Here is a 26,497-nt window from a genome sequence, read left to right as displayed (position 1 = left end):
GCGATCAATGAGCTTTCTTGTCCGCCAGATCGCGCTCAAATCCAGTGGTGAGGAGATCGTGCGTCCCTCGACCATCGATGGCACCGAACTGGTCATTGGCCGCGATGCCGCATCGGGCATTCACTTGCCCGACCTTGCAGTTGATCCGCGCCATGCCCGCATAAAGCAAGCCGCCGACGGAAGCCTGACCATCGCCTCGATTGGCGAACTGGCGTTCGACGTAAACGGACGATCAGCCACGCAAGCCACGCTTGATCCGGTTGTCGGTGCCGAATTGGGCTTTGGCGGCCACCGCATCACCGTTTCCCGCGATAGTGACACGGGCTTGCCCACATTCACCGTGCGCCGCGTCGAAGCCGTTTCTGACTCCGCCGAAGACAAGGACATCACCACCGCTTACACGCTGAAAGGCTTGCTTCCGGGCAAGCGGATGTCGGCGTGGAGCTTTGCGGTCATGGTGCTGATCGCGTTTCTGGCGTTCCCCATCTACAGCTATGTCACTTACAAGCCGCTGGCGATGCAGGAAAAGGCGCGCCGCCCCGACAGTTTCCATGCCGATCAGACGTGGTCATCCGGGCCGTTGAGCGTTGCCCACAAGAACCTGGGCAGCGATTGTCAGGCCTGCCACACGCAAGCATTCGTTGCCGTGACGGATAACGCCTGTCTCACCTGCCACACCAAAGATGCGCATGACCACATTGCCGACAAATCCCGCCTGCTGAAAGCGCGCGGCGAGCCTGCCGGGATGGCGGCCATCCAACGTGCTGTTGCAACAGCATTTAACCGTCCCGCCGGAAGATGTGTCGATTGTCACACCGAACACGAAGGCGAAGGCGCTATGCCTGCCACTCAGCAGAAGTTCTGCGCCGATTGCCACAACGGGATGAAAGGTCGCTTGCCCGATACGAAGATCGCCGATGCCGCCGATTTCGGAACGGCCCATCCCCAGTTCAAGCCGATGATCATCAGCGGCATGGACGGAGACAAACCTGTGTTCACGCGCGCCAACTGGACGCCAACCCTGCAGGAAAACAACGGGTTGAAGTTCACGCACGGCCAGCATCTGTCAAAAACCAACGGCATTGCCCAGATGGTCCGCCGCCTGCCCGGCCAGTTTTCCGGCAGTGAAGCACTGGATTGCAAGGATTGCCATCAGACCGATTCCACCGGCACCCGGTTCAAGCCGGTTGAGATGGAAGATTCGTGCCAGTCCTGCCATTCGCTCAGCTTTGACCAGATCGGCGGCACGTTCCGCACCTTGCGCCACGGAAAGCCTGAACAGGTCGTCGCCGATTTGCGCTCCTTCTATCGTGGCGGTGCCCCTGCCCGCCCGGCCAACCTTTCGGGCTTTGCACGAAGGGTGCCCGGCGATGCCGCCTTGCGGTCTACTGCTGCCGATTATGCGCGCGCCGTACGGTTTTACCCCACACGCGCGGAACAGGCCGTCGCCCAAGTCTTTTCGAACGGCGGCATGTGCTATGATTGCCATACCGTGACGCGGGGCGGAACAGTGGCCAGCGGCGGATTTGCGGTGCAACCCGTGGCGCAGACCAGCCGCTATTACCAAAAAGGCTGGTTCGATCACAAGCCCCACAACAAAAGCGATTGCGCTGATTGCCACACGCAAGCGGGCACTTCCAACAAGGCCGCCGACTTGCTGGTGCCGGGGATTGATGGCAAGGGCGGCTGCCGCACCTGCCATGTCGGCGGAGATGGAGCAAAGCTTACCACCGCGTCAGTAAAGGACCCTGTCGATTCTTCCTGCGCAATGTGTCACTCCTATCACATGGATGCAGGTGCGCCGTGGGCGCCCACGAAAGATCGAAAGAAAGACGTTGCGCAGACTGTAGCCGTGGCAGACCGTCCACGGCTCCCGGTCAAGCTGCACTAGAGCTTTGGCGGGGGAACATGCTGATCGCGCAGGTCACTGATATTCATCTGGGGTTCGAACCGGATTCCCCCGGCGAATTCAACCGGCAACGGCTTGACCGTGTGCTGGAACAATTGGCCCGCATGGAGCCCCGCCCGGACCTGCTGCTCGCCACAGGGGACCTGATCGACCGTGGTGACCGCCCGAGTTACGAGCGTCTGCGCGAAGCGTTTTCGATCATCCCCTTCCCCGTCTACTATGCGATGGGCAATCACGACGAACGCGCCACTTTTGCCGAAGTCTTTCCCGAAGCCACATTCGATGGCGGCTTTTTGCAATACGTCGTGGAAGGCGGGCCGTTGCGGATCATCGTGCTCGATACGCTGGAAGAAGGGCGCCACGGCGGTGCCTTTTGCGAAGCGCGCGCGGCATGGCTGAATGCGCGGCTGGATGAAGCCGCCGACGTGCGCACGCTGATCGTGCAACACCACCCGCCGGTTGAAGTTGGCATACCATGGATGAACACCGACCCGGCTGAACCGTGGGTCGAGCGCCTTGGTCAATGCTTGCGCGGGCGCAGCAATGTCGCCGGCGTGGTGTGCGGCCACATTCACCGCGCCATAACCACCGCTTGGGAAGGCACGATTGTGGCCACGTGCCCGTCAACCGCTCCACAAGTTGCGCTCGATTTGCGCGCAATTGACCCTGATGTGCCCGATCAACGCCACCTGATCATTGCCGATCCGCCCGGTTTTGCCCTGCACTGGTTCAACGGACGCGAATTGATCACGCATTGGGATACGGCAGAGGACCACCAGGTCCTCGCCCGCTATGACGCCAATTTGCAAGGCATGATCCAGCATATGCTGGCCGAGCGGCCCCAGCACTAAGCGGGATCAGCGCACTCCGGCCAGTGTCTTCTGGCGGCGGCGCTGCACCGAACTGCCAAGGCCGATAGCCTCGCGATATTTGGCCACGGTGCGGCGGGCAAGATCGAAGCCTTTGGCTTTCAACAGATCGACCAGTGCATCGTCCGACAGCACGGCCTTGGGGTCCTCGGCATCGATCAACTGGCGGATCGATGCCTTTACAGCCTCGGCAGAGGCGCCTTCGCCATCGGACGACCCGACCCCCGAGGTGAAGAAGTATTTGAGTTCGAACGTCCCGCGATCACAGTGCAGGTATTTGTTCGAGGTGACGCGGCTGACCGTGGATTCGTGCATCGCAATCACATCGGCAACGGTTTTGAGCGTCAGCGGGCGAAGATGCGCAACGCCGTGCCGGAAGAAGCCATCCTGCTGCTTCACAATTTCAGCGGCCACTTTCAGGATGGTTTTCTGCCGCTGGTCCAATGCTTTAAGCAGCCAATTGGCATCGGCCAGCTTTTCGCCCAGCCACGCCTTGGCCTCTTTGGAAACACAGGCTCCGCGCATTTCGACGTAATAACTGCGGTTGACGATCAGGCGCGGCAGGGTGGCCTGATTGATCGCAATGTCCCAGCCTCCCAAATTTCCCTTGGCATCCTTGCCCGCACGGATCAGGATATCGGGCACCACTGCTTCGCCCATCCCGCCGCCAAAACGCATGCCGGGGCGCGGATCATAGCTGCGCAATTCGGCCAGCATATCGGCAAAGTCTTCATCATCGACATTGCACAGCCGCTTCAGCCGGGCGACTTCACCGCGTGCGACAAGTTCGAGATTATCGATCAGCCGCGCCATGCAAGGGTCATAGCGGTCCGCCTCTTTGGCCTGCAGCGCAATACATTCCGCTAGGTTGCGCGCGCCAACGCCGGTGGGATCAAGCGATTGCACCAACCCCAGTGCGCGTTCGACCACCACCATCGACAGGCCCAGCGCGGTGCAGGCCTCGTTCAACGGGATCGTCAGATAGCCCGCCTCGTCAATCTGGTCGATCAGCCAACGCGCCACGAACAGCAATTGCGCATCGGATGTGGTCGTGCCGATTTGCGCATGAAGGTGCTCGGCCAGCGTTTCATCAAACCGGCCGCGTTCATCAATATCTGGGCCTTCCCCGCCGCTGCCGGTAAATTCGCGCGAGGAGGAAAGGTCGATCAATCCGCCATCGCCGGTATCCCTGTCACGATCGAGCGCGCTGGCATCAATATCCAGCGGGCGGTCCTCGGCAACGCGACCTTCGGCAACAAGCTGATCGACCGGCGAGGTTTCGAGATGGGTGCGGCGCAGTTCTTCGGGCACCGCTTCGACGATTTCGGGTGCAGCTACTTCGCCGATTTCAAGCAGGGGGTTGGCATCCATCGCTTCACCGATGAACGTCTCGACCTCAAGATTCGATAGCGCGAGCAGCTTGATCGCCTGCTGCAATTGCGGCGTCATCACCAGCGACTGGGACTGCCTCAGATCGAGTCTGGGCCCGAGCGCCATGATCTAGATCCCCCCCGGGCGTAGCATCAGAGCGTAAAGCCCTCGCCCAGATAGAGGCGGCGGACATTGGCATCGGCCACAAGCGCTTCGGGGCTGCCGGCAAACAGCACCTGTCCGCCGTAAATGATGCAGGCCCGGTCTACAATGTCGAGCGTTTCGCGCACGTTGTGATCGGTAATCAAAACACCAATGCCACGGCCCTTCAGATCTTTGACCAGATGGCGAATGTCGCTAATGGACAGCGGATCGATCCCGGCAAACGGTTCATCAAGCAGGATGATCGAGGGCCGTGCGGCAAGGGCGCGCGCAATTTCGCACCGGCGGCGTTCACCGCCCGAAAGCGCCATCGCCGCGCTGGAGCGCAGGCGGGTGAGGCCGAATTCATCGAGCAGGCGTTCAAGCTCTGCCGCACGCGTTGCCTTGTCCGGCTCGATCAACTCAAGCACCGTGGCGATGTTCTGTTCCACCGTCATGCCGCGGAAAATCGACGTTTCCTGTGGCAAATAGCCGAGGCCCAGCACCGATCGCCGATACATCGGCAGTTTCGTGATGTCGACGCCATCAAGCAGAATGCGGCCCGAATCCGGACGGACCAGCCCCATGATCGAATAGAAACACGTCGTTTTGCCCGCACCGTTCGGGCCAAGCAGGCCAACCACTTCGCCCTTGCCCACGGATAGCGAAATGTCGCTGAGAACCGCGCGCTTGTCATAAGATTTGGCGATCGACACAACCTCAAGCCCGCCCTGCGGGATCGGCGGCGCGGCGTTTGCAACAGTGGGAGCGTCGTCGGTCAAAGTCATCGGTTCAGTCTTTTTGCAAGGCTCAGGCCACTCTCATTAGCGCGTCGTTGCCATGCCGCAAACCCGCCACATGCGAACTGGCAGGATTTATGCATGGGTCCACCCAAAGTCCTAATCCGGGAAGGTTAGCGCGCAATTAACCTTGCAGTCGATTGTGTCGCGTGATTTACTGACGTGGGATAAGGATCAAACACAAGGAAGCGCCATGAACAAGGCCCTCCAGGCAGAACAAGCAACGGCCCAGGACGAGGCCAAATTGCAGAAGCTCGATTGGCGCAAAAAGATGAGCGACAATGTCGCTTATGGCCTGCTGGTCTACACCGCCCTGCAAATCTTCGTAACGATGCATGAAATCCAGGGCAGCAGCGCGTCAATCCTGCCGCTGTTTGTGCTGGTCGTTCTGGTCGCGGCGATCATTCCGTTGTTCCGCAATTTTGAACGCCGGTGGGAGCTGCTGACCGACGAACAGGCCCATAATCCAGGGTTCAAGGCCGCTTTTCGCCGTGATCAAGTGCGGGTTTGGCTCTTGTCTGCTGTGCTTCCTTTCGCCATCACCGGCTCGTTCAAGGTGCTTAGCATCCTGTTCTGATCGAAACATTGCCCCGGCCTCAAGCGGGCGCTAGACCGCGCAGCGTAAACGCTTGCGAAAGGCCTGTTCATGCTATCACCCGCCGAAGCTCAAGAGCGCTGCGAAGCGCTGATCGAGCGCGCGCGCCGCGCCGGGGCCGATGCAGGCGATGCGATCTATGTCGCCAGCGCTTCCGAATCGGTCCAGGTGCGATTGGGCGCGCTGGAAGATGTTGAACGATCGGAATCCGAACACATCGGTTTGCGTGTATTTGCCAATGGCGCTTCGGCATCAATCGGATCATCCGATCTTGGCGATGAGGCACTGGATGAACTGGCTAGGCGCGCGGTGGCAATGGCCCGGCTGGCGCCTGCGGACAAGTTTGCAGGTCTTGCCCCCGAGGAAATGCTGTTGCGCGGTGACGCGCTCGAACTTGATCTGGATGATCTGACCGAACGCAGCCCGATGGATTTGCGCCGCCTTGCCGAAGAGGCTGAAGACGCCGCGCGCAGCATTGCTGGCGTCACTAACAGCGAAGGCGCAGGCGCCAGCGCAGGGCGCGGGCTGTTTGCACTGGCCACCAGCCACGGCTTTTCCGGAGGCTATGCCGCATCGAGCCACAGCATTTCGGCCAGCGTCGTCGCGGGCGAAGGCGGCACGATGCAGCGCGATTATTCCTGGCGCAGCACACGCCATGCGGCGGACCTCAAAGGCCCTGCCGAAATCGGCCGCGAAGCAGGGACACGCGCCGTATCGCGGCTTAATCCGGGCCGGGTGAAGAGCGGACAAATGCCGGTCGTATTCGATCCGCGCGTTGGCAATTCGCTAATCGGGCATCTGATCGGCGCAATGTCGGGCGCGTCCATCGCGCGGCGCGCCAGCTTTCTGCTCGACCGCGATGAACAGCAATTGTTCGATAGCGCCATCACCATCACCGATAATCCCCACGTCCGGCGCGGAATGCGGTCACGCCCGTTTGATGGTGAAGGCCTGCCAACCGGCGCGCGCAATCTGGTTGAAGGCGGGCGGATCACAGGCTGGTTGATGGATTCTGCCGCCGCGCGCCAGCTTGACAGCCAGCCGACCGGCCACGCCTCGCGCGGGTCATCCGGCCCGCCGCATGTTACCGCCAGCAACGTGGTGCTATCGGCAGGAACGCTGAGCCCGGCGGAGCTTATGGCCGACATTGCAGATGGCGTATATGTGACCGAACTGATCGGCCACGGGGTGAACGGTGTGACCGGCGATTACAGCCGCGGCGCTTCAGGCTTTCGTATCGTCAATGGTGAACTGGCCGGATCAATTGCCGAATTCACCGTTGCGGGTAACCTGATCGACATGTTCGCCGCGCTGACCGCTGCCAATGACCTTGAAATCTATCGCGGGATCGATGTGCCGACCTTGCGTGTGGACGGCATGAGCATCGCGGGCGACTGATAGACACAAAAAGGCCGCCAAGTTCGGAGAAACTGGGCGGCCGTTTTGTTACCAGTCAAAAAGGATCAGGCCTTTTCGGCAGCCTTGGCGCGTTCAATCGCTTCGATTGTGATGCGACGGGCATCGGCAGCGCCGCCCCATGTACCAACGCGAACCCACTTGTCCTTTTCCAGGTCCTTATAGTGGGTAAAGAAGTGTTCGATCTGCTGCATCACGATTTCAGGCAGATCTTCACGTTCCTTCACGTCCGAATAATACGGGAAGGTTGAGTCGACGGGAACGCAGACCAGCTTTTCATCGCCGCCATGCTCATCTTCAAGGTTCAGCACCGCAATGGGGCGGGCGCGGACCACCGAGCCTGCCAGAAACGGCGAACGCGCAATCACCAGCGCATCCAGCGGATCGCCATCGGGCGAGAGCGTGTGCGGCACAAAACCGTAATTTGCGGGGTAACGCATGGGCGTGTGCAGGATACGGTCAACGAACAATGCGCCCGAAGCCTTGTCGAATTCATACTTCACCGGCTCACCACCGATGGGCACTTCGATAACTACGTTAAGGCTTTCTGGCGGATTGTCGCCAGTGGGAATCATGTCGATGCGCATGTGTTCGGCCTGTATAATTGATTGAAACGATGGTTTCGCCCCTAGCGAAGGCACCGATATACAGCAACAAGACTTATGGCTGAGTTAACTTTCAGCCAATTTTGTCAGGCATGACAACAACAATCGCGTCGGCAGAGCACCCTCCCCGCTGTGACCAATTTCGCCACCGGCTCAACAAGTCTTGCACCCCTTCGTCAAGGGAGGGGCTCGGGGAGGGTTTACTGCGTCAGCATTTACATAAAATACAATTACTTAAATCAAGGCGCTCACTTCTTTTTTGCAGCCACCGCCGCGCCGGAACGCTTGGGGTTAAGCAGCAGATCGAGGCCGGTTGGGGCTTTGCCGGGGGCTACGCGCTCCAGCCATGGATAGCGCAGGCCATCCTTGTAATCGATCTTGACCGTTTCAAACCGGCTGCCGCGCTTGGTCAGCAATTCAATCGGCTTGCCCGAAGCGCCTTTGGCTGCGGTCACCGCCTTTTTCATATCGTCAGCGCTATAAGCCATGCCGTTTACGGCCATGATCTGTGTGCCGGTGACGATTCCGGCGTTGAACGCGGGGCTGTCCCACCGCGTACCGGTGACTTTGCCGTCCTTGTCGATGGAAATGCCGACCGAATTGGCAAGGCTGAGGCCTTTGCCGAAGTCCATTCCGGCCTTCATGTACGGGTTGGGCTCTTCCTTCCACACCAGCTTGTAGCCGCCCTTTTCAATGCCGTTCAGCGGTGCGGGCTGGCCCGGTTGATTGATGCGGGTGTCGATCAGCTTGGCCCAGTCATAGGGATAGAGCGCATTCAGCTTGGTCACGATCTCGTCCACCTCGAACGGGATCTGTCCGTAATCGCCCGGACGCATGCCAAAGAAGGACTGTGCGAAATCATCGATGGATTTCTTGCCGCCGGTGCCTTCGCGCAGGATCTGGTCGATCTCCAGCCACACCAGCGCGCCTTCGGTGTAGTAATCTTCGTTCCGCGCGAGCGAGGCAAACGGCTTTGGCTTGCGCGACGCGAACACCGGATCGAACCCGGTATCTTCAACAGAACGCCAATCACGGCCCGGTTGCTGCGTAAAGCCGCCCGCCCACGCCGCCAGCATGCCGAGCACAATGTCTTTGCCCTGCATGCCTGACCGCGCCGCCAATACGGCGCCCCAGAACTGGTCCTGCCCTTCATAGGTCCACAGCAAGTCCCCCTGCATCGGCTGGCGATAATCAGGCGTCCAAAGCCGCGATGGGCGCCGGAATTTGCCCGACCATGAATGCGCATATTCATGCGGCAGCAGGTTACGGTCCCACTCCTGCTTGCCCCATTCGGTAAATGCTTCAGGCTCAAGCTGGTTTTCGCTCGACCGGTGATGTTCAAGGCCGATGCCGCCAATCTTGTCAGACAGCGCGAGCAGAAATTCGTAATGGTCAAAGTGGTTTGCGCCGAATGCCAGCTTGGCTTCGGTCACCAGCGCCTTGTGCGCATCGATATGTTCGGGCTTGGCTTCAAGATGCTCTGCCTTGTCTGCAACGACGTTCAGCGTGACGTTCTGACCCAGATCCCACTTGCGGAAATTCTTGCCGGCAAAGATCGGCGAATCGACCAGCGTTTCGTAATCGGTCACGGCCCAGGTGGCGCGGTTGCCCGCGATGCTCAGGCCATCCAGCGCCGTGGCGGCGGTCCAGCCCTGCGGCAAGGTCACGGTCGGCTTCACCTTGATCTGCCGCACATAGTGTCCGGCGGGATAGAGGCTCATCTTTTCCCACTGCAGGTTCAGCATTTCGGGCGTCATCGTGATGCGCCCTTCAGCCGACGTGATGGGCGAGGTGTGGATGAACCGGGCAACCACGTCCTTTGCCCCTGAAGGCAGCATCACATGGAACGCAAATACCTCAACCCGGTCACGCTTCCATTCAACCGGCTTGCCATCAACATAGAACTGCACGCCAACCAGTTCGGACAGGGTGCCGCGCGGGCCGTGGTTGCCCGGAAGCCATTGCGGATAAAGCAGGATCAGCTCTTTCGCGCCTGCTGCCACCGGAATGGTTTGCGTGACGCGATAGGCTCCGCGTGCAACATCGGACGCATCGATATCCAGCGTCATCGTGCCGGGATAGGCCACATCGCGGGCATCGGGCACCGTCTGGGTGATCGGCACGGCCACGGGAGCAGAGTTCTGCGCCATGGCAAGGGTTGATACCGAAAGGGCGAGGAGGAGCGGGGCGGACGCCACGAGAGCTTTGATGGGGTGTGTCTTTTTCATGACGCAATTCATGGCCCGAAGCGGTCGCATCCGCAACCATATCTGCACACCTTTTTGACAGTGCTTTTCGTTTGGCGCGAATGCGGCTAATCGCGCAGCCATCATGAGCCAACAAACCCCAAATATTCCGACCCCTCAGGCTATCCGTGGCACGCAGGACATTTTCGGTGCCGATGCCGAGGCTTTCGCCTTTGTCGTCGAAACATTCGAACGCGTGCGCAAGCTCTACCGCTTCCGCCGCGTTGAAATGCCGGTGTTTGAAAAAACAGCGGTTTTTTCGCGTTCGCTGGGTGAGACGACCGATGTTGTGTCCAAGGAAATGTATTCGTTCGAGGATCGCGGCGGGGAATCGCTAACGCTGCGCCCGGAATTTACAGCAGGCATTGCCCGCGCTTTCATCACCGATGGCTGGCAGCAATATGCGCCGTTGAAAGTGGCCACGCACGGCCCGCTGTTCCGCTATGAACGCCCGCAAAAGGGCCGCTACCGCCAGTTCCATCAGCTTGACGCCGAAGTGATCGGCGCAGCCGAACCGCAAGCAGACGTGGAATTGCTGGTGATGGCGGACCAGTTGCTGAAAGAACTGGGCATTGCCGACGGCGTGACGCTGCAATTGAACACACTGGGCGATGGCGCCAGCCGCGATGCATGGCGCGCCGCGCTGATCGAATACTTCCGCGCCCATGCTGCGGAATTGTCGGAAGATTCGCAGGACCGGCTGGAACGCAACCCCTTACGCATCCTCGATTCCAAAGACCCGCGCGACAAGGTGTTCACGGGCAACGCGCCGAAGATTGATGATTACCTTTCCGCCGAGGCGCAGGACTTTTTCGGCAAGGTGACGTCCGGTCTGGACGCAGCAGGCGTGGATTGGACCCGCGCCCCCACACTTGTGCGCGGCCTCGATTACTACCGGCACACCGCGTTCGAATTCGTCACCGACCGGCTGGGCGCGCAAGGCACCGTGCTCGGCGGTGGCCGCTATGACGGGTTGATGGAAGCACTGGGCGGGCCTGCGACGCCTGCAGTCGGCTGGGCTGCGGGGATCGAGCGGCTGGCGATGCTGGTGGGTGGCGAAAGTGTTAATTTTGACCCGACGCCGGTGTTCGCAATTGTGCCAGACTCACCTTCAATGAGGGACGAGGCAGACAGAATCGCAGCGCACCTGCGCTCAGTCAGCACTCGACCAGATCGCAATAGCGACTACTACATTTGGACGTCTTTCAAAGGCCAAGGTAAAAAGTTGGCCGAGAAAGCGAAGAAAGAAAAAGTCGACGCGATCCTTTTCGTGCGTGAAGGTGAAAAACCCGAAGATCGACTTCACCTGACGAACGTAAAGGGAAGTCAAGGTGACGCGATGGATGACTTGTTCAATATCCTTGCACGCCTTCCTGCGCCTTATACCAGCTTATCTGGCGAAGGCTAAATGGTGCTCTTTAAACCCACCGTCACCCTGAACTTGTTTCAGGGTCCATCTCTCCCCGTGCACCCCCATCGCCTGCGGAGGGATGGATGCTGAAACAAGTTCAGCATGACGGTTTCTCGGAGAGGTCAAATACCCCCGTCACCCCGGGCTTGACCCGGGGTCCCGCTGTTCTTTTCGCGGCGGCTGATCAACAAGCGGGATCCCGGGTCAAGCCCGGGATGACGAAGTGTGGGGGTGTGGCATGAGCGTTTCCGACACCCGCCTTGGCCACATCACCCACCGCTTTGCCGAACTGGAAGCGCGGCTGGGTTCAGGCACTTTGGAAGGCGCGGACTTTATTGCCGCCAGCCGAGATTATGCCGAGCTTGAACCCGTCGCCCGCATCGCGCAGGAAATCGCGGCGATGCGTGAGGAAATCACCAGCCTTGCCGCGCTTGATGATCCAGACATGCGTGAACTGGCCGAGGAAGAGCTGGCGCGGATCAACGCCGCATTGCCGGAAGCCGAACACCGCCTTGCCATTGCCATGCTGCCGCGCGATTCGGCTGACAGCCGCCCGGCCATGCTGGAAATCCGCGCGGGCACCGGCGGGGATGAGGCAGCGCTGTTCGCTGCCGATCTGTTTCGCATGTACGAAAAGTATGCTGTAGAGCAAGGCTGGCGGGTGGAAGTCGTCTCGGTCAACGCCAATGACATCGGCGGCTACAAGGAAGTGGTCGCCAATGTTGCGGGCAATGGGGTTTTCGCCAAGCTGAAGTTCGAAAGCGGCGTCCACCGCGTGCAGCGCGTGCCTGTTACCGAATCGGGCGGGCGCATCCACACTTCTGCCGCCACTGTCGCCGTTCTGCCCGAACCTGACGAAGTTGACGTGCGGATCGAGGACAAGGATCTGAAGATCGACGTCTATCGCGCCAGCGGTGCGGGCGGGCAGCATGTGAACACCACCGATTCGGCGGTGCGCATCACCCACTTGCCCACCGGCACGGTCGTCACCTGCCAGGACGGGCGCAGCCAGCACAAGAACAAGGACAAGGCGATGCAGGTTCTGCGCGCCCGCCTGTTCGAAGCGCAGCGCGATGCCGCGCAAGGCGAAGAGGCCGAGGCGCGCAAGGCGATGGTCGGATCGGGCGACCGGTCTGAACGCATCCGCACCTATAACTTCCCGCAAGGCCGCGTGACCGACCACCGCATCAACCTGACGCTGCATCGTTTGCCTGAAGTGCTGGAGGGTGTTGGGCTGGGCGAACTGGTCGACGCGCTGATTGCCGAGGATCAGGCCAAGCGGCTGGCCTCGATGGATGGCTGAGGCGACGGCGTGACCGTAGCCCAAGCCATTCGCGAGGCCGCTGCCCGCCTTGCGCAAACCAGCGATACGGCGCGGCTGGACGCCGAAGTGCTGATGGCACACGCGTTGGGCTGTTCGCGATCCGATGTGCTGTTGCGCCACATGCAGGCCGATGTGCCAGCCAGCTTTGCCGCGCTGGTTGAACGCCGGTTGGCGCATGAACCGGTGGCCTATATCGTGGGTCATCAGGAGTTCTATGGCCTTGATCTGGCGGTCAGCCCCGCTGTGCTGATCCCGCGCGGCGATAGCGAGACGCTGATTGACGCAGCGCGCGAAAGATTGGCCAGCCATCCGCCGCAGCGCATTCTTGATCTGGGTACAGGGTCGGGCGCGCTGCTGCTTGCCGCCCTGTCAATCTGGCCCGAAGCCGAAGGCATCGGGATTGACCGTTCGCCAGAGGCGCTGGCCATCGCTGCTGCAAATGGGGCGCGACATGCGCCAAATGCGCGGTTTTTGCAGGCCGACTGGACAAAAGCGGGCTGGAACGACGGGCTGGGCGCGTTTGACCTGATTCTTGCCAATCCGCCCTATGTTGAAGATGCGGCGGACCTTGCCCCGTCAGTACGGGCGCATGAACCGGCGGGAGCGCTGTTTGCAGGGGCTGACGGGCTGGATGATTATCGATTGCTGATCCCGCAATTGCCCTTTTTGCTGGCCGATGACGGGATCGCCATGGTCGAGATTGGCTGGACGCAGGCAGAGCCCGTCATTGCGCTGGCAAGGGCTTCAAATTTCGCGGCAATTTTGCACCATGACCTTGCCGGACGGCCCCGCGCGATAGAAATGGCGAAAAACCGCATAATTCCTCTTGGCAAGGCCGCGGCAGACGACTAACCGTGTACCTAGGTAAAGAGCGGATGATGGCTTCCCGATCTTGCCTACCTCACCATTTGCAGGGATGAACGGCCAAAGGGGCCGGGACGAGAGCAGATGCTGGGAACCCCGATTCGCCCGTCTTCAATGATGGGCTGAACCGGTGGTGGAGATTGCGCGGCTAACGGGTAGCACGGCAATACGGGTTTAACCTGCATTCCAGATGGGCCTGAATTCCAGTTGGGCCGCCCCCAAACAAGGAAGTGCCTGAAGTTGAATAACAACAATCGTGGTAACAACCGCCGTCGCGGGCGCACCAATAACGGTCGCCCCCAGAATGGCGGGCAGCAGCTCAACCGGATCGACAGCCGCGCACGGGGCAATGCCCCCCAAATGCTGGAGAAGTATCGCAAACTTGCATCGGACGCGCACCTGAACGGTGACCGCGTGCAGGCCGAATACTATCTGCAATTTGCCGATCACTACTTCCGCGTGATTGCCGACAGCCGTGTCCGCACCGAAGATCAGCGCACCCGCCCCCTTGGTCCCAACGGCGAACGTTGGCAGGAACAGGACGGCGAGGAAGAAAACAACGAATTCAGCGCAGAAGGCGATTACGCCGCGTTCGAACGCGCACCATCGCGCCAGGAGCGTGAAGAGCGTCCCCGTGATGAGCGCCCCCGTGACGATCGGCCACGCGAGGATCGCGAAGACCGCCAGCGCCAGGACCGTCAACGCGATGATCGTCCCCGTGGCGACCGCCAGCGCGATGATCGGCCCCGTGACGACAGGCCTCGTGAAGATCGTGAAGACCGTCCGCGCCAGGACCGCCAGCGTGATGACCGACCGCGTGAAGATCGGACACCCCGCGAAGATCGTGGTCCACGTGAAGATCGTCCACGCGACAACCGCCGGTTTGATCGTTCGCGCGAACGCGACGCAGAGCCCCAGGTTGCTGCGGTTGCGGCCCTGCCCGGTGAAGGCATTCCCGCGATTGAGGGTGAACCTGTCGCTGATGCAAACGACAATCCGTTTGTTCGCGATGCCCGCCCTGCACGTGGCTTGCGTCCGCGCACCGAACGCCGCCCGCGCGTTGAACGTGAGCGTGATCACGATGATGCGCCCGCCGCGCTTGATCCATCAAGCCTGCCGCCTTCGATCAGCCTGCGTAGCGAGCCAGAGCCAGAACCGGCACCGGTTCCCACTCCGGCACCTGTTGCCGCAGACCCTGTTGAGGCCGCTGCCAGTGATGACGCGGCTCCTGCGCCCAAAAAGCGTGGCCGTCCGCGCAAAAATCCGCTGCCTGTTGAAGGCTGAGGTGTGACGCTTGGGGCTGGCCGCTTGCGGTCGGCCCCGGCGCACCCCATAGCGGTTGGGCATGCTGCGATTGATCACGCCCCCCCGCCCGCAACTTTACACCATTGCCGCCGGTGCACTTGCTGCAACCGGCTTTCAACCGTTGGGCCTATGGCCGCTGACGCTCGCGGCTTTGGCTTATCTGCTCCACCGTTTGTACGTGGTCAAAACCTGGCCCCAGGCGTTGCTGTCGGGCTGGTTGTTCGGGCTTGGCCTGTTCACTGCGGGCAATGGCTGGATCGCCACGGCCTTCACCTATCAAGCCGAAATGCCGAAATGGCTGGGCATGATCGCCGTCGTGCTGATCGCGCTTTATCTCGCGATCTTCCCGGCCATCGCCACGGTCGGTGGCTGGTGGCTTGCACGCACGCGCAGCGCGGCATTGCTACCGGCATTTGCGGCTTGCTGGATCATGAGCGAATGGTTGCGGGCAATGCTGTTCACGGGCTTTGCGTGGAACCCGCTTGGCATGGTGACGCTGGGCGGATTCGACCGGCCCGGACTTGCCCTGCTGGCACAATGGACCGGCACTTATGCGCTTTCCGGCTTTGTCGTTCTATTGGGCGGTTGGTGGCTGTTTGCGATAAGATCATGGAACAAGGGCCAGAAATGGGCCGCTGCGGCTTATGCGCTGGGCCCCGCTGTGCTGATGGTCCTGCCGCTGGGCAGTGCGATGATGGGGGCAGAGCGGCGCGAGGGTACGCTGCCGTTCACGCTGGTCCAGCCGGACGTACGGCAGGAAGTCCTGAATGACCCTGCCAATTACGAAAACCAGTTCCGCGATACTGCCACGCTCTCGCTCCCCCGCCAGCGCGGAACCCGGCGCCTGGTGCTTTGGCCGGAAAGCGGCGTGCCCGATTTCCTGCGCACCGGCTATCCCCAGTTCTGGTATGAAGATACCACATTTGCCGCCAACCCGGTTTTGGCGCGCGAGCGGATCGGGCGGGTCATTGGCCCCGGCAGCCTGCTGCTGACCGGAGCTGTCGACATCGCCATGAAGGACGGGAAAGCCAAAGGCGCTTACAACGTGGTGACCGCGCTGGATGATACAGGCGCAATACGCGGTAGCTATGCCAAGGCGCATCTGGTGCCGTTCGGCGAATATCTGCCAATGCGCGAATGGCTCGAGCCGATTGGCCTTTCGCGATTTGTGGCGGGCAGCCTTGATTTCCTGTCCGGGCCGGGGCCTCGCACCATCGATTTTGGCCCACACGGCAAAGTTGGCGTACAGATTTGTTATGAAATCATCTTTTCGGGCCAAGTGGTTGATCGCGCGAACCGCCCGGAATACCTGTTCAATCCCTCAAACGATGGCTGGTTCGGTTCATGGGGACCGCCGCAACATCTGGCCCAAGCCCGGATGCGCGCGATCGAGGAAGGACTGCCGGTCTTGCGCGCAACCACCACAGGGATAAGCGCAGTGATTGATGCCGACGGCGTAGTGCGCCGCTTTCTGCCGCTGAGAAAGGCCGGGCGAATCGATGGGTTCGTGCCCCCGCCGCATGTGCCAACGCTGTTTGCCAAAATGGGTAACGCAATGGTTCTTGTCTGGTCCGTAGTGCTTCTTGTCATCGCGCTGGTTGCCAGCACCACCCGAAAGCGCTAGAGCCAAGCCAGACATAAAGCTTTCTTTATATGAGGCTGGCAATGCGCACAGAATACCTGTTTACTTCCGAAAGCGTTTCCGAGGGGCACCCTGACAAGGTTGCTGACCAGATCAGCGATTCAATTGTTGACCTGTTTCTTTCAAAAGACCCCGAAGCGCGCATTGCCTGCGAAACCCTGACGACGACGCAACTTGTTGTTCTGGCTGGCGAAATCCGTTGCAAGGGCGTTTACGAAGACGGGGCATGGTCGCCCGGCGCGCAAGAGGAAATCGAAGCCACTGTGCGCGAAACGGTGAAGCGCATCGGTTATGAGCAGGAAGGCTTCCACTGGCAGAGCTTTCGCTTTGAAAACAACCTTCACGGCCAGTCCGCCGAAATTGCGCAAGGCGTTGATGCCGGTGACAACAAGGACGAAGGCGCAGGCGACCAGGGCATCATGTTCGGTTACGCGACAGATGAAACCCCCGATCTGATGCCTGCCACGCTGTATTACAGCCACAAGATCCTTGAGCGCATGGCTGCAGATCGCCATTCGGGCGTCGCGCCATTCCTTGAACCTGACGCCAAGAGCCAGGTTACCTTGCGCTACGAAGGGTCGCTGCCTGTGGCCGCCACGGCGGTTGTGGTATCTACCCAGCACGCCAAAGGCTATTGCCTGACCGGTGAAAACGCTGATCCGGCCAAGTATGCCGAACTCGAAGCCTATGTGAAGCGCGTGGTTGCCGACGTGATCCCGCCCGTGCTGCTGCGTGACACCAAGTATTACATCAACCCGACCGGCGCGTTCGAAATCGGTGGTCCTGATGGCGATGCGGGCCTGACCGGACGCAAGATCATCGTCGACACTTACGGCGGCGCAGCCCCGCATGGCGGCGGTGCGTTTTCGGGCAAGGACCCGACCAAGGTTGACCGTTCGGCCGCCTATATCACGCGCTATCTTGCCAAGAACGTGGTGGCCGCTGGCCTTGCCACCCGCTGCACGATCCAGATCGCCTATGCCATTGGCGTATCACAGCCGCTCTCGCTCTATGTCGACACGCACGACACCGGCACGGTGGCTGACGACAAGATCGAACAGGCAATTCTGGGCATCAGCAAGCTGGGCGGCCTGACCCCGCGCAGCATCCGTACCCACCTTGGCCTGAACAAGCCGATCTATCAGCCCTCGGCAGCTTATGGCCACTTTGGCCGCAAGCCTGAGGGCGATTTCTTCCCGTGGGAACGGCTTGATCTGGTCGATGACCTGAAGGCTGCAATTGCCTGATTGATCAACGCATTGCGCAAAGCAATGGCGGCTCGTGTCCTTCGGGATGCGGGCCGTTTCCTTGTGATGGGTTTCATCTCTGCTTTCCTACAAGACACCCTGCGCGCCACCACACTGGCTTTTGGCGGAGCCGGACCATGCGCGACATCACCCCACGGATTGCCCTTGAACTGATTGCCCACGAAGGGATCGTCACCGAAGCCTACAAAGACAGCGTGGGTGTGTGGACGTGGAGCGTGGGAATAACCGATGCATCAGGCCATAAGGTTTACCCGCGCTACAAGGACAAGCCGCAGCCGCTGGAACACTGCATCGGCGTCTATCTGTGGCTCTTGCGCGAAAGGTACCTGCCCCCCGTTCTGGCCGCATTTGGCACTTATGAACCGACCGAACCTGAACTGGGAGCAGCCCTGTCGTTTCACTGGAACACGGGTGCCATTGGCCGCGCCAGTTGGATCAAGCGCTTTGTCGCCGGGGATCGTGCAGGGGCGCGCAAGGCGATGCTTGATTGGGCACGCCCTGCTGCCTTGCTGGCACGCCGCCGTTTGGAACAAGCGCTGTTTTTTGACGGGAAATGGAGCGGGGACGGCACCGCGCTGGTCTATGGCGTGGCCAAGCCATCGTATCGTCCATCAAGGGGTAAGCGAATCACCGTTCAGGCCGTGGTTGAAAGCCTGTTTGCAAACGAAAATCATGCTTCGGTAGTCACCCTGGAACCGGCATGCGGCATCACAGCAATTCCGAAGCGCAGTTGGTTTGACCGGCTGTTTGAATGAGAACGGCCAAAACAGCGGCTAAAATGGTTCAGCACGGCGCATTTTGTTCCCGGCGGATGGATACGCCATCGGCAAAGTGGGCGATATCCGCGCCAGAGCGTACCGAAAGGCACTTTGCGCATAAATCGCAATGCGTTAGGCTTGTTAAAGTCGCATAAACCAGGTTCGGGATATACCGCCGATATGAAGTTCCGCACCGCTAGGATCATCGCCGCACTGTTCACCGCAGTGCCCGCGCTTGTCGCAACTGTTCCTGCCGTGCAGAGCCGGACGCAAAATTCCGTTCTTGACCAGCGCGATCAGTATATCCAGCAGCAGATAGCCGCAATCGCCGCAGAAGGCCGTGGCCGAATCGGTGTTGCGGCGATGGACCTTGATGGTGGCGGACAGGTTTTTGTGAATGGCGACATGCCGTTCCCGATGGCCAGCACCGCTAAGATCGCCGTTGCGGCAACGTTCCTTGAGCAGGTTGAAAAGGGCACATACCGGCTGGACCAGCAGTTCCCGATGATGCTTCGCGTGCGCGAAACCGGGCAGTTGGGCCCGGTTGCACCGCTGCGCGAAGGCACGGTCATGACCGCACAAAGCCTTATGGAATTGATGATCACCCGCAGCCACAATGAGGCAACGGACGGCCTGATCAATGTTGTCGGAGGGTATGAAAACGTCAACCGGTGGCTGACCCGCAACGGGATAACCGGCCAGCGACTCGACCATACCATGGCCACGCTGGTGCGCGATGACGGCAAAGTTGATCCTGCCCGCGTAATTGATACCCGCACATCCAGCACCCCTCGCGCCATGATCGCGCTTTTGGCCGCGATTGATCGCGGTGGCGTTTTAAGCCCTGAAAGCCGCGCTGTTCTGCTGGATACGATGACCCGCACCAGCACAGGCAAGACCCGCATCCGTGCAGGCCTGCCCGAAGGCACGCTGGTGGCGCACAAAACCGGTACGCTTTGGGGCGTGACAGATGACGTGGGTATTGTCCGCCTGCCTGACGGGCGTCATCTGGCCGTGGCATTCTTTGTCACCGGGCCTGAAGGCCATGCAGCCCATGCCAAGCTGATCGCACGGATGATGCGCACCATCTATGATGGCTACAGCCAGCCTGTGATGAATGGCACGCAGGACATCGTCCGCCGCCGCTGATCTTCCCGGACACTGCAATCAAAACCGCCGCGCAGCCTGTGCTGACGCGGCGTTTTTTGGTGCGCGTATCAAACACGCAGACAGAGAAAAGGGGCGCGACCCGCGAAGGCCACACCCCTTAAACTCTTATAATCATCCCTTGCGGGAAGATTACATAGCAGCAGCTTCAGAAGCGGCTTCCGAAGCAGCGCCCGAAGCGTCAACGGCAGCAGCCGAAGCGTCAGCAGCAGCTTCAGTTGCTTCGATAGCAGCTTCAGTAGCTTCTTCAGCTGGCTTTTCCGAGCAGCCAGCGAGAGCGAAGGCAGTGCCGGCAACGGCGGCGAGGATGAGCTTGCGCATGTTACAATCCCTGGATTGAAGTGAACCGCGCCGGGCACGCAGCCCGCCGCAAAGCCTACTCAGCCGGTAGACTTCTAGGCCCAATTAATCGGCAATTCATCAGCTTGCAAGCATAACACGACAATAAGGTGTCACAGCCCGCCTATCCTTCGGGCGGGAATGCCTTTTTTTCGCCTGAATCTCTAGCGTTCAGGCCATATTTGCGCCCGCCAAAATCTTGTTAGTCCTGTTGTGTGCAATGCCGATGACGCAGCCGCATCGCCCTGCTAACACCCCGTGATGGACGAAAAGCAGCATCTTTATCTGGTCGACGGCTCGGCTTACATCTTCCGCGCCTATCATCGCCTGCCCCCGTTGACGAACCCGGCAGGGGTGCCGGTTGGTGCAGTCTATGGCTACACCACGATGCTATGGAAACTGGCCGAAGACCTGCACAAAGCCGATGGCCCGACCCACCTGGCCGTGATTCTGGACAAAGCCGGAACGTCGTTCCGCAACGATTTATACGATCAATACAAGGCCAACCGCCCGCCTCCGCCCGAAGATCTGGTGCCGCAATTCCCGCTGATCCGCGATGCCACGCGCGCCTTCAGCCTCGCCTGCATCGAGGAGGAAGCGCTTGAGGCCGACGACATCATCGCTTCTTACGCGCGCGCTGCCAGTTTGCGCGGCTGGGACGTAACGATTGTTTCATCGGACAAGGATCTGATGCAGCTTGTCGGCACCTGTTCCGAGGGCGGCGGGCGTGTCGACATGCTCGATACGATGAAGAATCTGCGAATCGATGTGGCCGAAGTGGTCGAAAAGTTCGGGGTTGAGCCTGAACGAGTCGGCGATGTGCTCGCGCTCATGGGTGATTCGGTTGATAATGTCCCCGGCATTCGCGGGATCGGCCCGAAGACCGCGACCAAACTGATCCAAGAACACGGCGATCTTGAATCGGCGCTGGCCGCCGCGCCTGCGATGAAAGCCAGCAAGCTGCGCGAGAGCCTGATCGAGCAGGCCGATATGGCCCGCCTTTCGCGTGTGCTGGTGCAGTTGAAAGAGGATTGCCCGCTTCCTGTAGCGCTGGAGGATTTCAAGCTGGGCCAGATCCCGCGTGATCCGCTGGCCGCGTTCCTGACCGAGCACGGCTTTACCAGCCTGCTGCGGCGTCTGGATGGCGGGCAGGGCAGCCCCGGCCCCAAAACGCAGCTGAACCCTGCCAAGGCAGACAATGCCGCCGCGCCTGCCACTCCTGTCGGCACGGTGCGCCCCCTGCCCGCTTGGCCAGCGATTGATCGCGAATCATACGTTTGCGTCCAGACCATCGCTGATCTTGAACAGTGGATCGCGCGCGCATTTGCTGCGCGGGTGGTGGCGGTGGATACCGAAACCAGCGCTCTCGATGCGATGCGCGCCGATCTGGTCGGGGTCAGCCTTGCAACCGGCCCCAATCAGGCGTGCTACATCCCGCTGGGCCACGGCGGGACCGATATGTTCGCCGAAAAGCCCGCACAAGTGGACAAGGCCGCCGCTTTGGCGTTGCTCAAGCCGCTGCTGGAAAGCGATGCGGTGCTGAAAGTCGGGCAGAACATCAAATATGATCTCAACGTGCTGGCCCGCCACGGCATCGCAGTTGCACCCATCGACGATACGATGGTGATGAGCTTCTGCCTTGATGCGGGGCGCGGCGAGGTGGGCATGGCCGGGCACGGTATGGACGAATTGTCCGACCGACACCTTGGCCACGCCACGATGACGTTCAAAGACCTTTGCGGCAGCGGCAAAAAGGCTATCTCCTTTGCCGAAGTACCCCTGCCCGATGCCACCCGCTATGCCGCAGAAGATGCAGACGTCACATGGCGGCTGCACCGCCTGTTCAGCCCCCGCTTGGCCGAAGAGGGCGGAACCCGCGTTTACACCCGCGTAGACCGCCCGCTGGTGCCCGTTGTCGCCATGATGGAGCGCAACGGCATAAAGGTGGATCGTGAACGTCTGGCAGGCCTCTCCGCCGAATTCGCGACGCAGATCGCGCGGCTCGAAGGCGTGATCCACAAAGAGGCCAACATAACCTTCTCGATCGGCAGCCCCAAGCAGCTGGGCGAAGTGCTGTTTGAAAGGCTGGGCTACAAGGGCGGCAAGAAGGGCAAGACCGGCCAATATTCCACCGACCAGTCGGTGCTGGAAGGCCTTGCAGCGCAAGGCGCGAGCGTTGCCACGCTGGTGCTGGAATGGCGGCAATTGTCCAAGCTGAAATCGACCTATACCGATGCGCTGCAAGCTGCGATCAACCCCGATACGGGCCGCGTCCACACCAGCTACAGCCTTGTCGGCGCGCAGACCGGACGCTTGTCGTCCAATGATCCCAATTTGCAGAACATCCCGATCCGCACCGAAATCGGCCGTCAGATCCGCGATGCCTTTGTGGCCGAACCGGGCAATGTGCTGCTGGCGGCAGACTACAGCCAGATCGAACTGCGCCTTGCCGCGCACATGGCCGATGTGCCCGCATTGAAGGAAGCCTTCGCGGCAGGCGAGGACATCCATTCGCGCACCGCAATGGAGATGTTCGGCACGGTAGACCGCGATACGCGCGGCCGCGCCAAGACGATCAACTTCGCCATCCTTTATGGCATCAGCCGCTGGGGCCTTGCCGGTCGGCTGGGCGTGAGCGCGGATGAAGCCCAGGCGATGATCGACCGCTATTTCGAACGCTTCCCCGGCATCCAGCGCTACATTCACGATACCTTGGAAAGCGTTCGCGAGCGCGGCTATTCCGAAACGCTGTTTGGCCGCAAGACGTGGTTCCCGCGCATCGGATCGAAGAATCAGGCCGAACGGCAGGGCAGCGAGCGCGCCGCGATCAACGCCCCCATTCAGGGCACCAGCGCAGATATCATCAAGCGCGCGATGGCCCGCATGATGCCCGCTCTGGCAGAGGCGGGCCTGGGCCATGTGAAGATGCTGCTGCAAGTGCACGACGAACTGGTGTTCGAACTGCCTGCGGGCGATGTCGATGCGGCACGGCCCGTCATTGAACGCGTGATGGCGACGGCGGCGGAACCTTCGGTGAAGCTGACAGTACCTTTGGGGGTCGAGATCGGGACGGGGCTATCGTGGGGAGCGGCGCATTAAGGTTGGCGCCGTGGGGTCAATTCAACGCCGCAAACTTTGCCAGATCGGCCGTGCCCAGCATCAGCACATCTTCATGCGGTACCGAATTGGTCAGCGCATAGAACGCTGCGGCATTGTCTCCGGTCAGGCCCATTTCGCGGTAGTAATTGACGTAAGCCTTGTTGACCGGATCGCTGGCGGCAAAGTCATCAGGTTCGCGCCCGTTTTCATCAATCCATGAATGGACCACGAACGCTGCGTCCGGCGCGGCGCTGCGGGTGGCTCCTGCAAGGAACAGCTCAACCGCGCCTGAACGCACCGAGCCATGATCGGGCACATGCGTTGCAATGCCGCGCGCGCGGATCATCCGGCCCAGCCGCAGATTGGCGAAGTCATCCACGGTGCCGGGGCAATCGGCCATTTCCAGTACAGCGATGCCGGGATAGGCGCGCAGCATCTTCTGGAAATCGGCGGGCGAATAGCTGTCGGTTTCGGCTACCAGCGCGGCGCGGGTATCGTCCAGCACCGTGAACGGCCCGAAGTTGGCCACCCCTTTATTAGTAAGCCCTGGGCGCGCAGGCGGCTGGTGCAGGCCGACCAGACGTTCAGACCCTGCCTCTTCCACCTCGACAACGGTCGTCTCGGTCCATTTGACGCCGTTTTCCACCCAGGTACGGGTAAATACCTCGCGCGCCGCAACGGGCTGGCAGGCCAGCAGCGCGGCAAGGGCAGGAAGGATCAGGCGGCGGAACATGAAGTGTTAATCCGCCAGCCCGCCTTGCCGAATTGCCAAGGAAAGCAGTTAAGTTGCGTTTACTTTAATATTTGCCTGTTTTGCGTTGGATTCCGTTTCGCGCAGAGGCGCAAAGGAAAAAGAGGCCGCAGGGATGTGCGCTGTTCCGACAGGCCTTTCCTGTTTTGTGAACATAGTTGCAACGGGCCGGGAGTTGACCAAGCGGCTTTGCCGTTAGCGCGGCATCTTTGCGCCCTCTGCTTCCTCGGCGTCTCTGCGCGAAACACTTTAATGCTTCGAAAATGGCGGCAATGCGCCGCAATCGCTTCCCTCTGCCTCTTGCCTAAGCAATGACCCTTAGCGGATTGGAGAGTTCATGGTCGCGCTGGTATCGACGGTCGCCTATCTCGGGCTGGAGGCGCGCAGCGTCGAAGTGCAGTGTCAGGTTGCGCCGGGGATGCCCGCGTTCAAGCTGGTGGGCTTGCCAGACAAGGCGGTGGGAGAAAGCCGGGAGCGGGTGTCATCGGCACTTTCGGCGCTTGGCCTTGCGCTGCCGCCCAAACGCATCACCGTGAACTTGTCGCCCGCCGACCTGCCCAAGGAAGGCTCGCACTATGATCTGCCCGTGGCGCTGGCGTTGCTGGCAGCGATGGGCGTGGTCGATCTGGAACAGATTGCCGATTATGTGGCGGTAGGCGAACTGGCGCTGGATGGTCGCGTTTTGCCATCGCCCGGTGTGCTTTTGGCGGCGCTTCATGCCAGCGGACAGGACAAAGGCCTGATCTGCCCCGCCGCGCAAGGGCCGGAGGCGCGCTGGGCCAGCGGGATCGATGTGATCGCCGCGCCCGATCTGGTCGGCCTGCTCAATCATCTGAAGGGTACGCACCGCCTGCCCGCACCGAAACAGGGTGAGGCCGAACCGCCGCGCCGCCGCGCCGATCTGAAACAGGTGAAGGGACAGGAAACCGCCAAGCGCGCGCTCGAAATCGCCGCGGCGGGCGCGCACAACTTGTTGATGAGCGGGCCGCCGGGAGCGGGCAAATCGCTGATGGCATCGTGCCTGCCCGGCATCCTGCCCGAACTGACGCCTGCCGAGGCGCTGGAAGTATCAATGGTGGCATCGGTGGCAGGAACGCTTGAGGATGGCCGGATCAGCCGCGCAAGGCCATTCCGCAGCCCTCATCATTCGGCTTCTATGGCGGCGTTAACCGGCGGCGGGTTGAAAGTGCGCCCCGGCGAAGTCAGCCTGGCGCACCTCGGCGTGCTGTTCCTTGACGAATTGCCCGAATTCCAGCGCGCCGTGCTTGATTCGCTGCGCCAACCGCTCGAAACCGGCGAGGTGACCGTGGCGCGCGCCAATGCCCATGTCACCTTCCCCGCGCGCGTTCAGCTCATCGCTGCAATGAACCCGTGCCGCTGCGGGCATCTGGGCGATCCCGCGCTGGGGTGCAGCCGCGCCCCGCGCTGTGCCGCCGACTATCAATCCAAGGTATCAGGCCCGCTGCTGGACAGGATCGATCTGCACGTCGAGGTTGATCCGGTTTCTGCCGCCGATCTCGCGCTGCCCCCGCCTGCCGAGGGATCGGACCAGGTGGCTGCCCGCGTGGCCCGCGCCCGCGCCATCCAGACTGCGCGGCTGGAAGGTACAGGCCGTCGCACCAATGCCGAACTCGATGCCGAACTGCTTGATACTTACGCCACGCCTGATGAGGCAGGCCGCCGTCTGCTGGCCCAAGCCGCCGAAGCGATGCGGCTGTCAGCGCGCGGCTACACCCGCATGCTGCGCGTCGCGCGCACCATCGCCGATCTGGGCGGCGCAGACACCGTGGGCCGTATCCACATCGCCGAAGCGCTCAGCTATCGCAGAGTCGCGCCTCGGGCTTAGATGTTTCGCGCAGAGGCGCGGAGGGAGCAGAGATCGGAGAGATTTTGCGCTGCACGCCGTTTTATTGCCATTTGAGGCAAGGTTGAGAACGCAAGGCGGCTTCGCCGCAGTTTGCAGCGTCTCTGTGCTCTCTGCTTCCTCTGCGCCTCTGCGCGAAACAAGAATTACAAGCTACGCCCGATAAGGATCAGCAGCATCGCGCCAACGACCGAGGCCAGACAGCCCGCGCGGTTCACGCCATCGCCAAAGTTGCCGCTGCTGCGCCAACTGGCAAACAGGCCCGCAATCAGCGCACCGCCAACGCCCAGCAGGATCGTCTTGAACAGCCCGATGTCGACAGCGCCCGGATAAAAGAACCGTGCGAGCACACCGACGATCAACCCGGTAAAAACGATCGAAAGAATATTCAGCACGCTGGCGCTCCATTTCTGTGGACACAGCATATGGTGTCTGTTGACCGGTTCTTGTCCACAATTTGCTGACGTGCACCAAATATATTTCAGTTGATGACATTTGGCACTTGAACTGCCGCTTCTTCCACGCGTCGCTGCACTGCAGCATAAGCCGTCAAGCGACGAAGCGAATCGGGCTTGCGACGAATCGAGTCCCCCTCAGCACCATTACCCCCTTGTGCGAGAATGTGGTTAAGGCACTATAGGTTGTGGTTGGGCTTCGGGGGAACCTCTAGACCTTGTTTTTGGGCTTCGAGCCGCGTTTTTGCGCAGTTTGGCAAAGATTTGTCACTGCGAATGCGCGCTCGCCCGCGATTTG

21 protein-coding genes are annotated in these 26,497 nt (G+C 60.8%); 14 read left to right on the top strand and 7 right to left on the bottom strand.

Features of this window, described 5'->3' with window-relative positions; genetic code table 11:
- The first annotated feature begins 7 nt into the window (after positions 1-7).
- Positions 8-1,891 carry a cytochrome c3 family protein gene (locus B7Y89_RS09310; RefSeq protein WP_292937868.1) on the top strand — a complete coding sequence of 628 codons (1,884 nt, stop codon included), beginning with the start codon at positions 8-10 and terminating at the stop codon, positions 1,889-1,891.
- Positions 1,892-1,908: 17 nt separating this feature from the next.
- Entirely contained in the window at positions 1,909-2,760 is an 852-nt protein-coding gene (locus B7Y89_RS09305) for a phosphodiesterase (RefSeq protein WP_292937867.1), read from the top strand.
- A gap of 6 nt (positions 2,761-2,766) precedes the next feature.
- Here B7Y89_RS09305 and rpoN read toward each other — a convergent pair whose 3' ends face one another.
- On the bottom strand, positions 2,767-4,275 hold the full coding sequence (gene rpoN / locus B7Y89_RS09300; RefSeq protein WP_292937865.1) for an RNA polymerase factor sigma-54: 1,509 nt from the start codon (positions 4,273-4,275) through the stop codon (positions 2,767-2,769).
- 26 nt (positions 4,276-4,301) lie between these two features.
- Positions 4,302-5,078, bottom strand: a complete 777-nt coding sequence (lptB, locus tag B7Y89_RS09295) for an LPS export ABC transporter ATP-binding protein (RefSeq protein WP_292937864.1) — start codon at positions 5,076-5,078, stop codon at positions 4,302-4,304.
- Positions 5,079-5,283: 205 nt separating this feature from the next.
- Here lptB and B7Y89_RS09290 point away from each other — a divergent pair, with 205 nt between their 5' ends.
- Entirely contained in the window at positions 5,284-5,667 is a 384-nt protein-coding gene (locus B7Y89_RS09290; protein ID WP_292937862.1) for a hypothetical protein, read from the top strand.
- Between the two features lie 69 nt (positions 5,668-5,736).
- Positions 5,737-7,083 carry a TldD/PmbA family protein gene (locus B7Y89_RS09285; protein ID WP_292937860.1) on the top strand — a complete coding sequence of 449 codons (1,347 nt, stop codon included), beginning with the start codon at positions 5,737-5,739 and terminating at the stop codon, positions 7,081-7,083.
- Between the two features lie 65 nt (positions 7,084-7,148).
- On the opposite strand, the gene ppa is transcribed toward B7Y89_RS09285, so the two are convergent.
- Together ppa and B7Y89_RS09275 are read right to left on the bottom strand one after the other, a co-directional pair.
- Entirely contained in the window at positions 7,149-7,688 is a 540-nt protein-coding gene (gene ppa, locus B7Y89_RS09280) for an inorganic diphosphatase (protein ID WP_292937858.1), read from the bottom strand.
- 266 nt (positions 7,689-7,954) lie between these two features.
- Positions 7,955-9,934, bottom strand: a complete 1,980-nt coding sequence (locus B7Y89_RS09275) for a peptidase M61 (protein ID WP_292937856.1) — start codon at positions 9,932-9,934, stop codon at positions 7,955-7,957.
- A 103-nt stretch (positions 9,935-10,037) separates the two neighbouring features.
- Between B7Y89_RS09275 and hisS the strand changes: the two genes are divergently transcribed.
- The 8 genes from hisS (at position 10,038) to B7Y89_RS09235 (ending at position 19,673) form a co-directional block, all read left to right on the top strand.
- Positions 10,038-11,360, top strand: a complete 1,323-nt coding sequence (gene hisS, locus B7Y89_RS09270) for a histidine--tRNA ligase (RefSeq protein WP_292937854.1) — start codon at positions 10,038-10,040, stop codon at positions 11,358-11,360.
- 241 nt (positions 11,361-11,601) lie between these two features.
- Positions 11,602-12,666 carry a peptide chain release factor 1 gene (gene prfA / locus B7Y89_RS09265; RefSeq protein WP_292937852.1) on the top strand — a complete coding sequence of 355 codons (1,065 nt, stop codon included), beginning with the start codon at positions 11,602-11,604 and terminating at the stop codon, positions 12,664-12,666.
- A gap of 9 nt (positions 12,667-12,675) precedes the next feature.
- On the top strand, positions 12,676-13,539 hold the full coding sequence (gene prmC / locus B7Y89_RS09260) for a peptide chain release factor N(5)-glutamine methyltransferase (protein ID WP_292937851.1): 864 nt from the start codon (positions 12,676-12,678) through the stop codon (positions 13,537-13,539).
- Between the two features lie 252 nt (positions 13,540-13,791).
- Positions 13,792-14,835, top strand: coding sequence for a DUF4167 domain-containing protein (locus B7Y89_RS09255; protein ID WP_292937850.1), 1,044 nt, complete (start codon positions 13,792-13,794; stop codon positions 14,833-14,835).
- Between the two features lie 61 nt (positions 14,836-14,896).
- Positions 14,897-16,480, top strand: a complete 1,584-nt coding sequence (gene lnt / locus B7Y89_RS09250; protein ID WP_292937848.1) for an apolipoprotein N-acyltransferase — start codon at positions 14,897-14,899, stop codon at positions 16,478-16,480.
- A 41-nt stretch (positions 16,481-16,521) separates the two neighbouring features.
- Entirely contained in the window at positions 16,522-17,745 is a 1,224-nt protein-coding gene (gene metK / locus B7Y89_RS09245; RefSeq protein WP_292937846.1) for a methionine adenosyltransferase, read from the top strand.
- Between the two features lie 137 nt (positions 17,746-17,882).
- Complete coding sequence (locus tag B7Y89_RS09240) at positions 17,883-18,521, top strand: hypothetical protein (RefSeq protein ID WP_292937844.1); 639 nt, start codon at positions 17,883-17,885, stop codon at positions 18,519-18,521.
- A gap of 183 nt (positions 18,522-18,704) precedes the next feature.
- Positions 18,705-19,673 (top strand): serine hydrolase, encoded by a 969-nt coding sequence (locus B7Y89_RS09235; protein WP_292937842.1) that lies wholly within the window; start codon positions 18,705-18,707, stop codon positions 19,671-19,673.
- Positions 19,674-19,823: 150 nt separating this feature from the next.
- Here B7Y89_RS09235 and B7Y89_RS09230 read toward each other — a convergent pair whose 3' ends face one another.
- Positions 19,824-20,012 (bottom strand): hypothetical protein, encoded by a 189-nt coding sequence (locus B7Y89_RS09230; protein WP_292937840.1) that lies wholly within the window; start codon positions 20,010-20,012, stop codon positions 19,824-19,826.
- A 279-nt stretch (positions 20,013-20,291) separates the two neighbouring features.
- Between B7Y89_RS09230 and polA the strand changes: the two genes are divergently transcribed.
- Complete coding sequence (polA, locus tag B7Y89_RS09225; protein WP_292937839.1) at positions 20,292-23,129, top strand: DNA polymerase I; 2,838 nt, start codon at positions 20,292-20,294, stop codon at positions 23,127-23,129.
- Between the two features lie 16 nt (positions 23,130-23,145).
- Here polA and B7Y89_RS09220 read toward each other — a convergent pair whose 3' ends face one another.
- On the bottom strand, positions 23,146-23,862 hold the full coding sequence (locus B7Y89_RS09220; RefSeq protein WP_292937837.1) for a hypothetical protein: 717 nt from the start codon (positions 23,860-23,862) through the stop codon (positions 23,146-23,148).
- Positions 23,863-24,217: 355 nt separating this feature from the next.
- Between B7Y89_RS09220 and B7Y89_RS09215 the strand changes: the two genes are divergently transcribed.
- Complete coding sequence (locus tag B7Y89_RS09215; RefSeq protein WP_292937836.1) at positions 24,218-25,726, top strand: YifB family Mg chelatase-like AAA ATPase; 1,509 nt, start codon at positions 24,218-24,220, stop codon at positions 25,724-25,726.
- A 164-nt stretch (positions 25,727-25,890) separates the two neighbouring features.
- Here the strand turns inward: B7Y89_RS09215 and B7Y89_RS09210 are convergent, their stop codons facing one another.
- The gene (locus B7Y89_RS09210) at positions 25,891-26,139 is read right to left on the bottom strand and encodes a GlsB/YeaQ/YmgE family stress response membrane protein (protein WP_292937834.1); all 249 of its coding nucleotides are present in this window, start codon (positions 26,137-26,139) and stop codon (positions 25,891-25,893) included.
- Between the last annotated feature and the right edge of the window lie 358 nt (positions 26,140-26,497).

Origin of the sequence: Novosphingobium sp. 32-60-15 (assembly GCF_002280675.1) — a bacterium.
In the GTDB taxonomy this organism is placed as follows: Bacteria; Pseudomonadota; Alphaproteobacteria; order Sphingomonadales; family Sphingomonadaceae; genus Novosphingobium.
Note: the sequence above shows the minus strand (reverse complement) of the source record. Positions and strands in the feature narration are given on the sequence as shown.

Excerpts from the sequence above, each read along its gene's own strand:
- B7Y89_RS09310 (WP_292937868.1), top strand. The coding sequence starts at position 8 with ATGAGCTTTCTTGTCCGCCAGATCGCGCTCAAATCCAGTGGTGAGGAG.
- B7Y89_RS09305 (WP_292937867.1), top strand. The coding sequence starts at position 1,909 with ATGCTGATCGCGCAGGTCACTGATATTCATCTGGGGTTCGAACCGGAT.
- rpoN (WP_292937865.1), bottom strand. The coding sequence starts at position 4,275 with ATGGCGCTCGGGCCCAGACTCGATCTGAGGCAGTCCCAGTCGCTGGTG.
- lptB (WP_292937864.1), bottom strand. The coding sequence starts at position 5,078 with ATGACTTTGACCGACGACGCTCCCACTGTTGCAAACGCCGCGCCGCCG.
- B7Y89_RS09290 (WP_292937862.1), top strand. The coding sequence starts at position 5,284 with ATGAACAAGGCCCTCCAGGCAGAACAAGCAACGGCCCAGGACGAGGCC.
- B7Y89_RS09285 (WP_292937860.1), top strand. The coding sequence starts at position 5,737 with ATGCTATCACCCGCCGAAGCTCAAGAGCGCTGCGAAGCGCTGATCGAG.
- ppa (WP_292937858.1), bottom strand. The coding sequence starts at position 7,688 with ATGCGCATCGACATGATTCCCACTGGCGACAATCCGCCAGAAAGCCTT.
- B7Y89_RS09275 (WP_292937856.1), bottom strand. The coding sequence starts at position 9,934 with ATGAAAAAGACACACCCCATCAAAGCTCTCGTGGCGTCCGCCCCGCTC.
- hisS (WP_292937854.1), top strand. The coding sequence starts at position 10,038 with ATGAGCCAACAAACCCCAAATATTCCGACCCCTCAGGCTATCCGTGGC.
- prfA (WP_292937852.1), top strand. The coding sequence starts at position 11,602 with ATGAGCGTTTCCGACACCCGCCTTGGCCACATCACCCACCGCTTTGCC.
- lnt (WP_292937848.1), top strand. The coding sequence starts at position 14,897 with ATGCTGCGATTGATCACGCCCCCCCGCCCGCAACTTTACACCATTGCC.
- metK (WP_292937846.1), top strand. The coding sequence starts at position 16,522 with ATGCGCACAGAATACCTGTTTACTTCCGAAAGCGTTTCCGAGGGGCAC.
- B7Y89_RS09240 (WP_292937844.1), top strand. The coding sequence starts at position 17,883 with ATGCGCGACATCACCCCACGGATTGCCCTTGAACTGATTGCCCACGAA.
- B7Y89_RS09235 (WP_292937842.1), top strand. The coding sequence starts at position 18,705 with ATGAAGTTCCGCACCGCTAGGATCATCGCCGCACTGTTCACCGCAGTG.
- B7Y89_RS09230 (WP_292937840.1), bottom strand. The coding sequence starts at position 20,012 with ATGCGCAAGCTCATCCTCGCCGCCGTTGCCGGCACTGCCTTCGCTCTC.
- polA (WP_292937839.1), top strand. The coding sequence starts at position 20,292 with ATGGACGAAAAGCAGCATCTTTATCTGGTCGACGGCTCGGCTTACATC.
- B7Y89_RS09220 (WP_292937837.1), bottom strand. The coding sequence starts at position 23,862 with ATGTTCCGCCGCCTGATCCTTCCTGCCCTTGCCGCGCTGCTGGCCTGC.
- B7Y89_RS09215 (WP_292937836.1), top strand. The coding sequence starts at position 24,218 with ATGGTCGCGCTGGTATCGACGGTCGCCTATCTCGGGCTGGAGGCGCGC.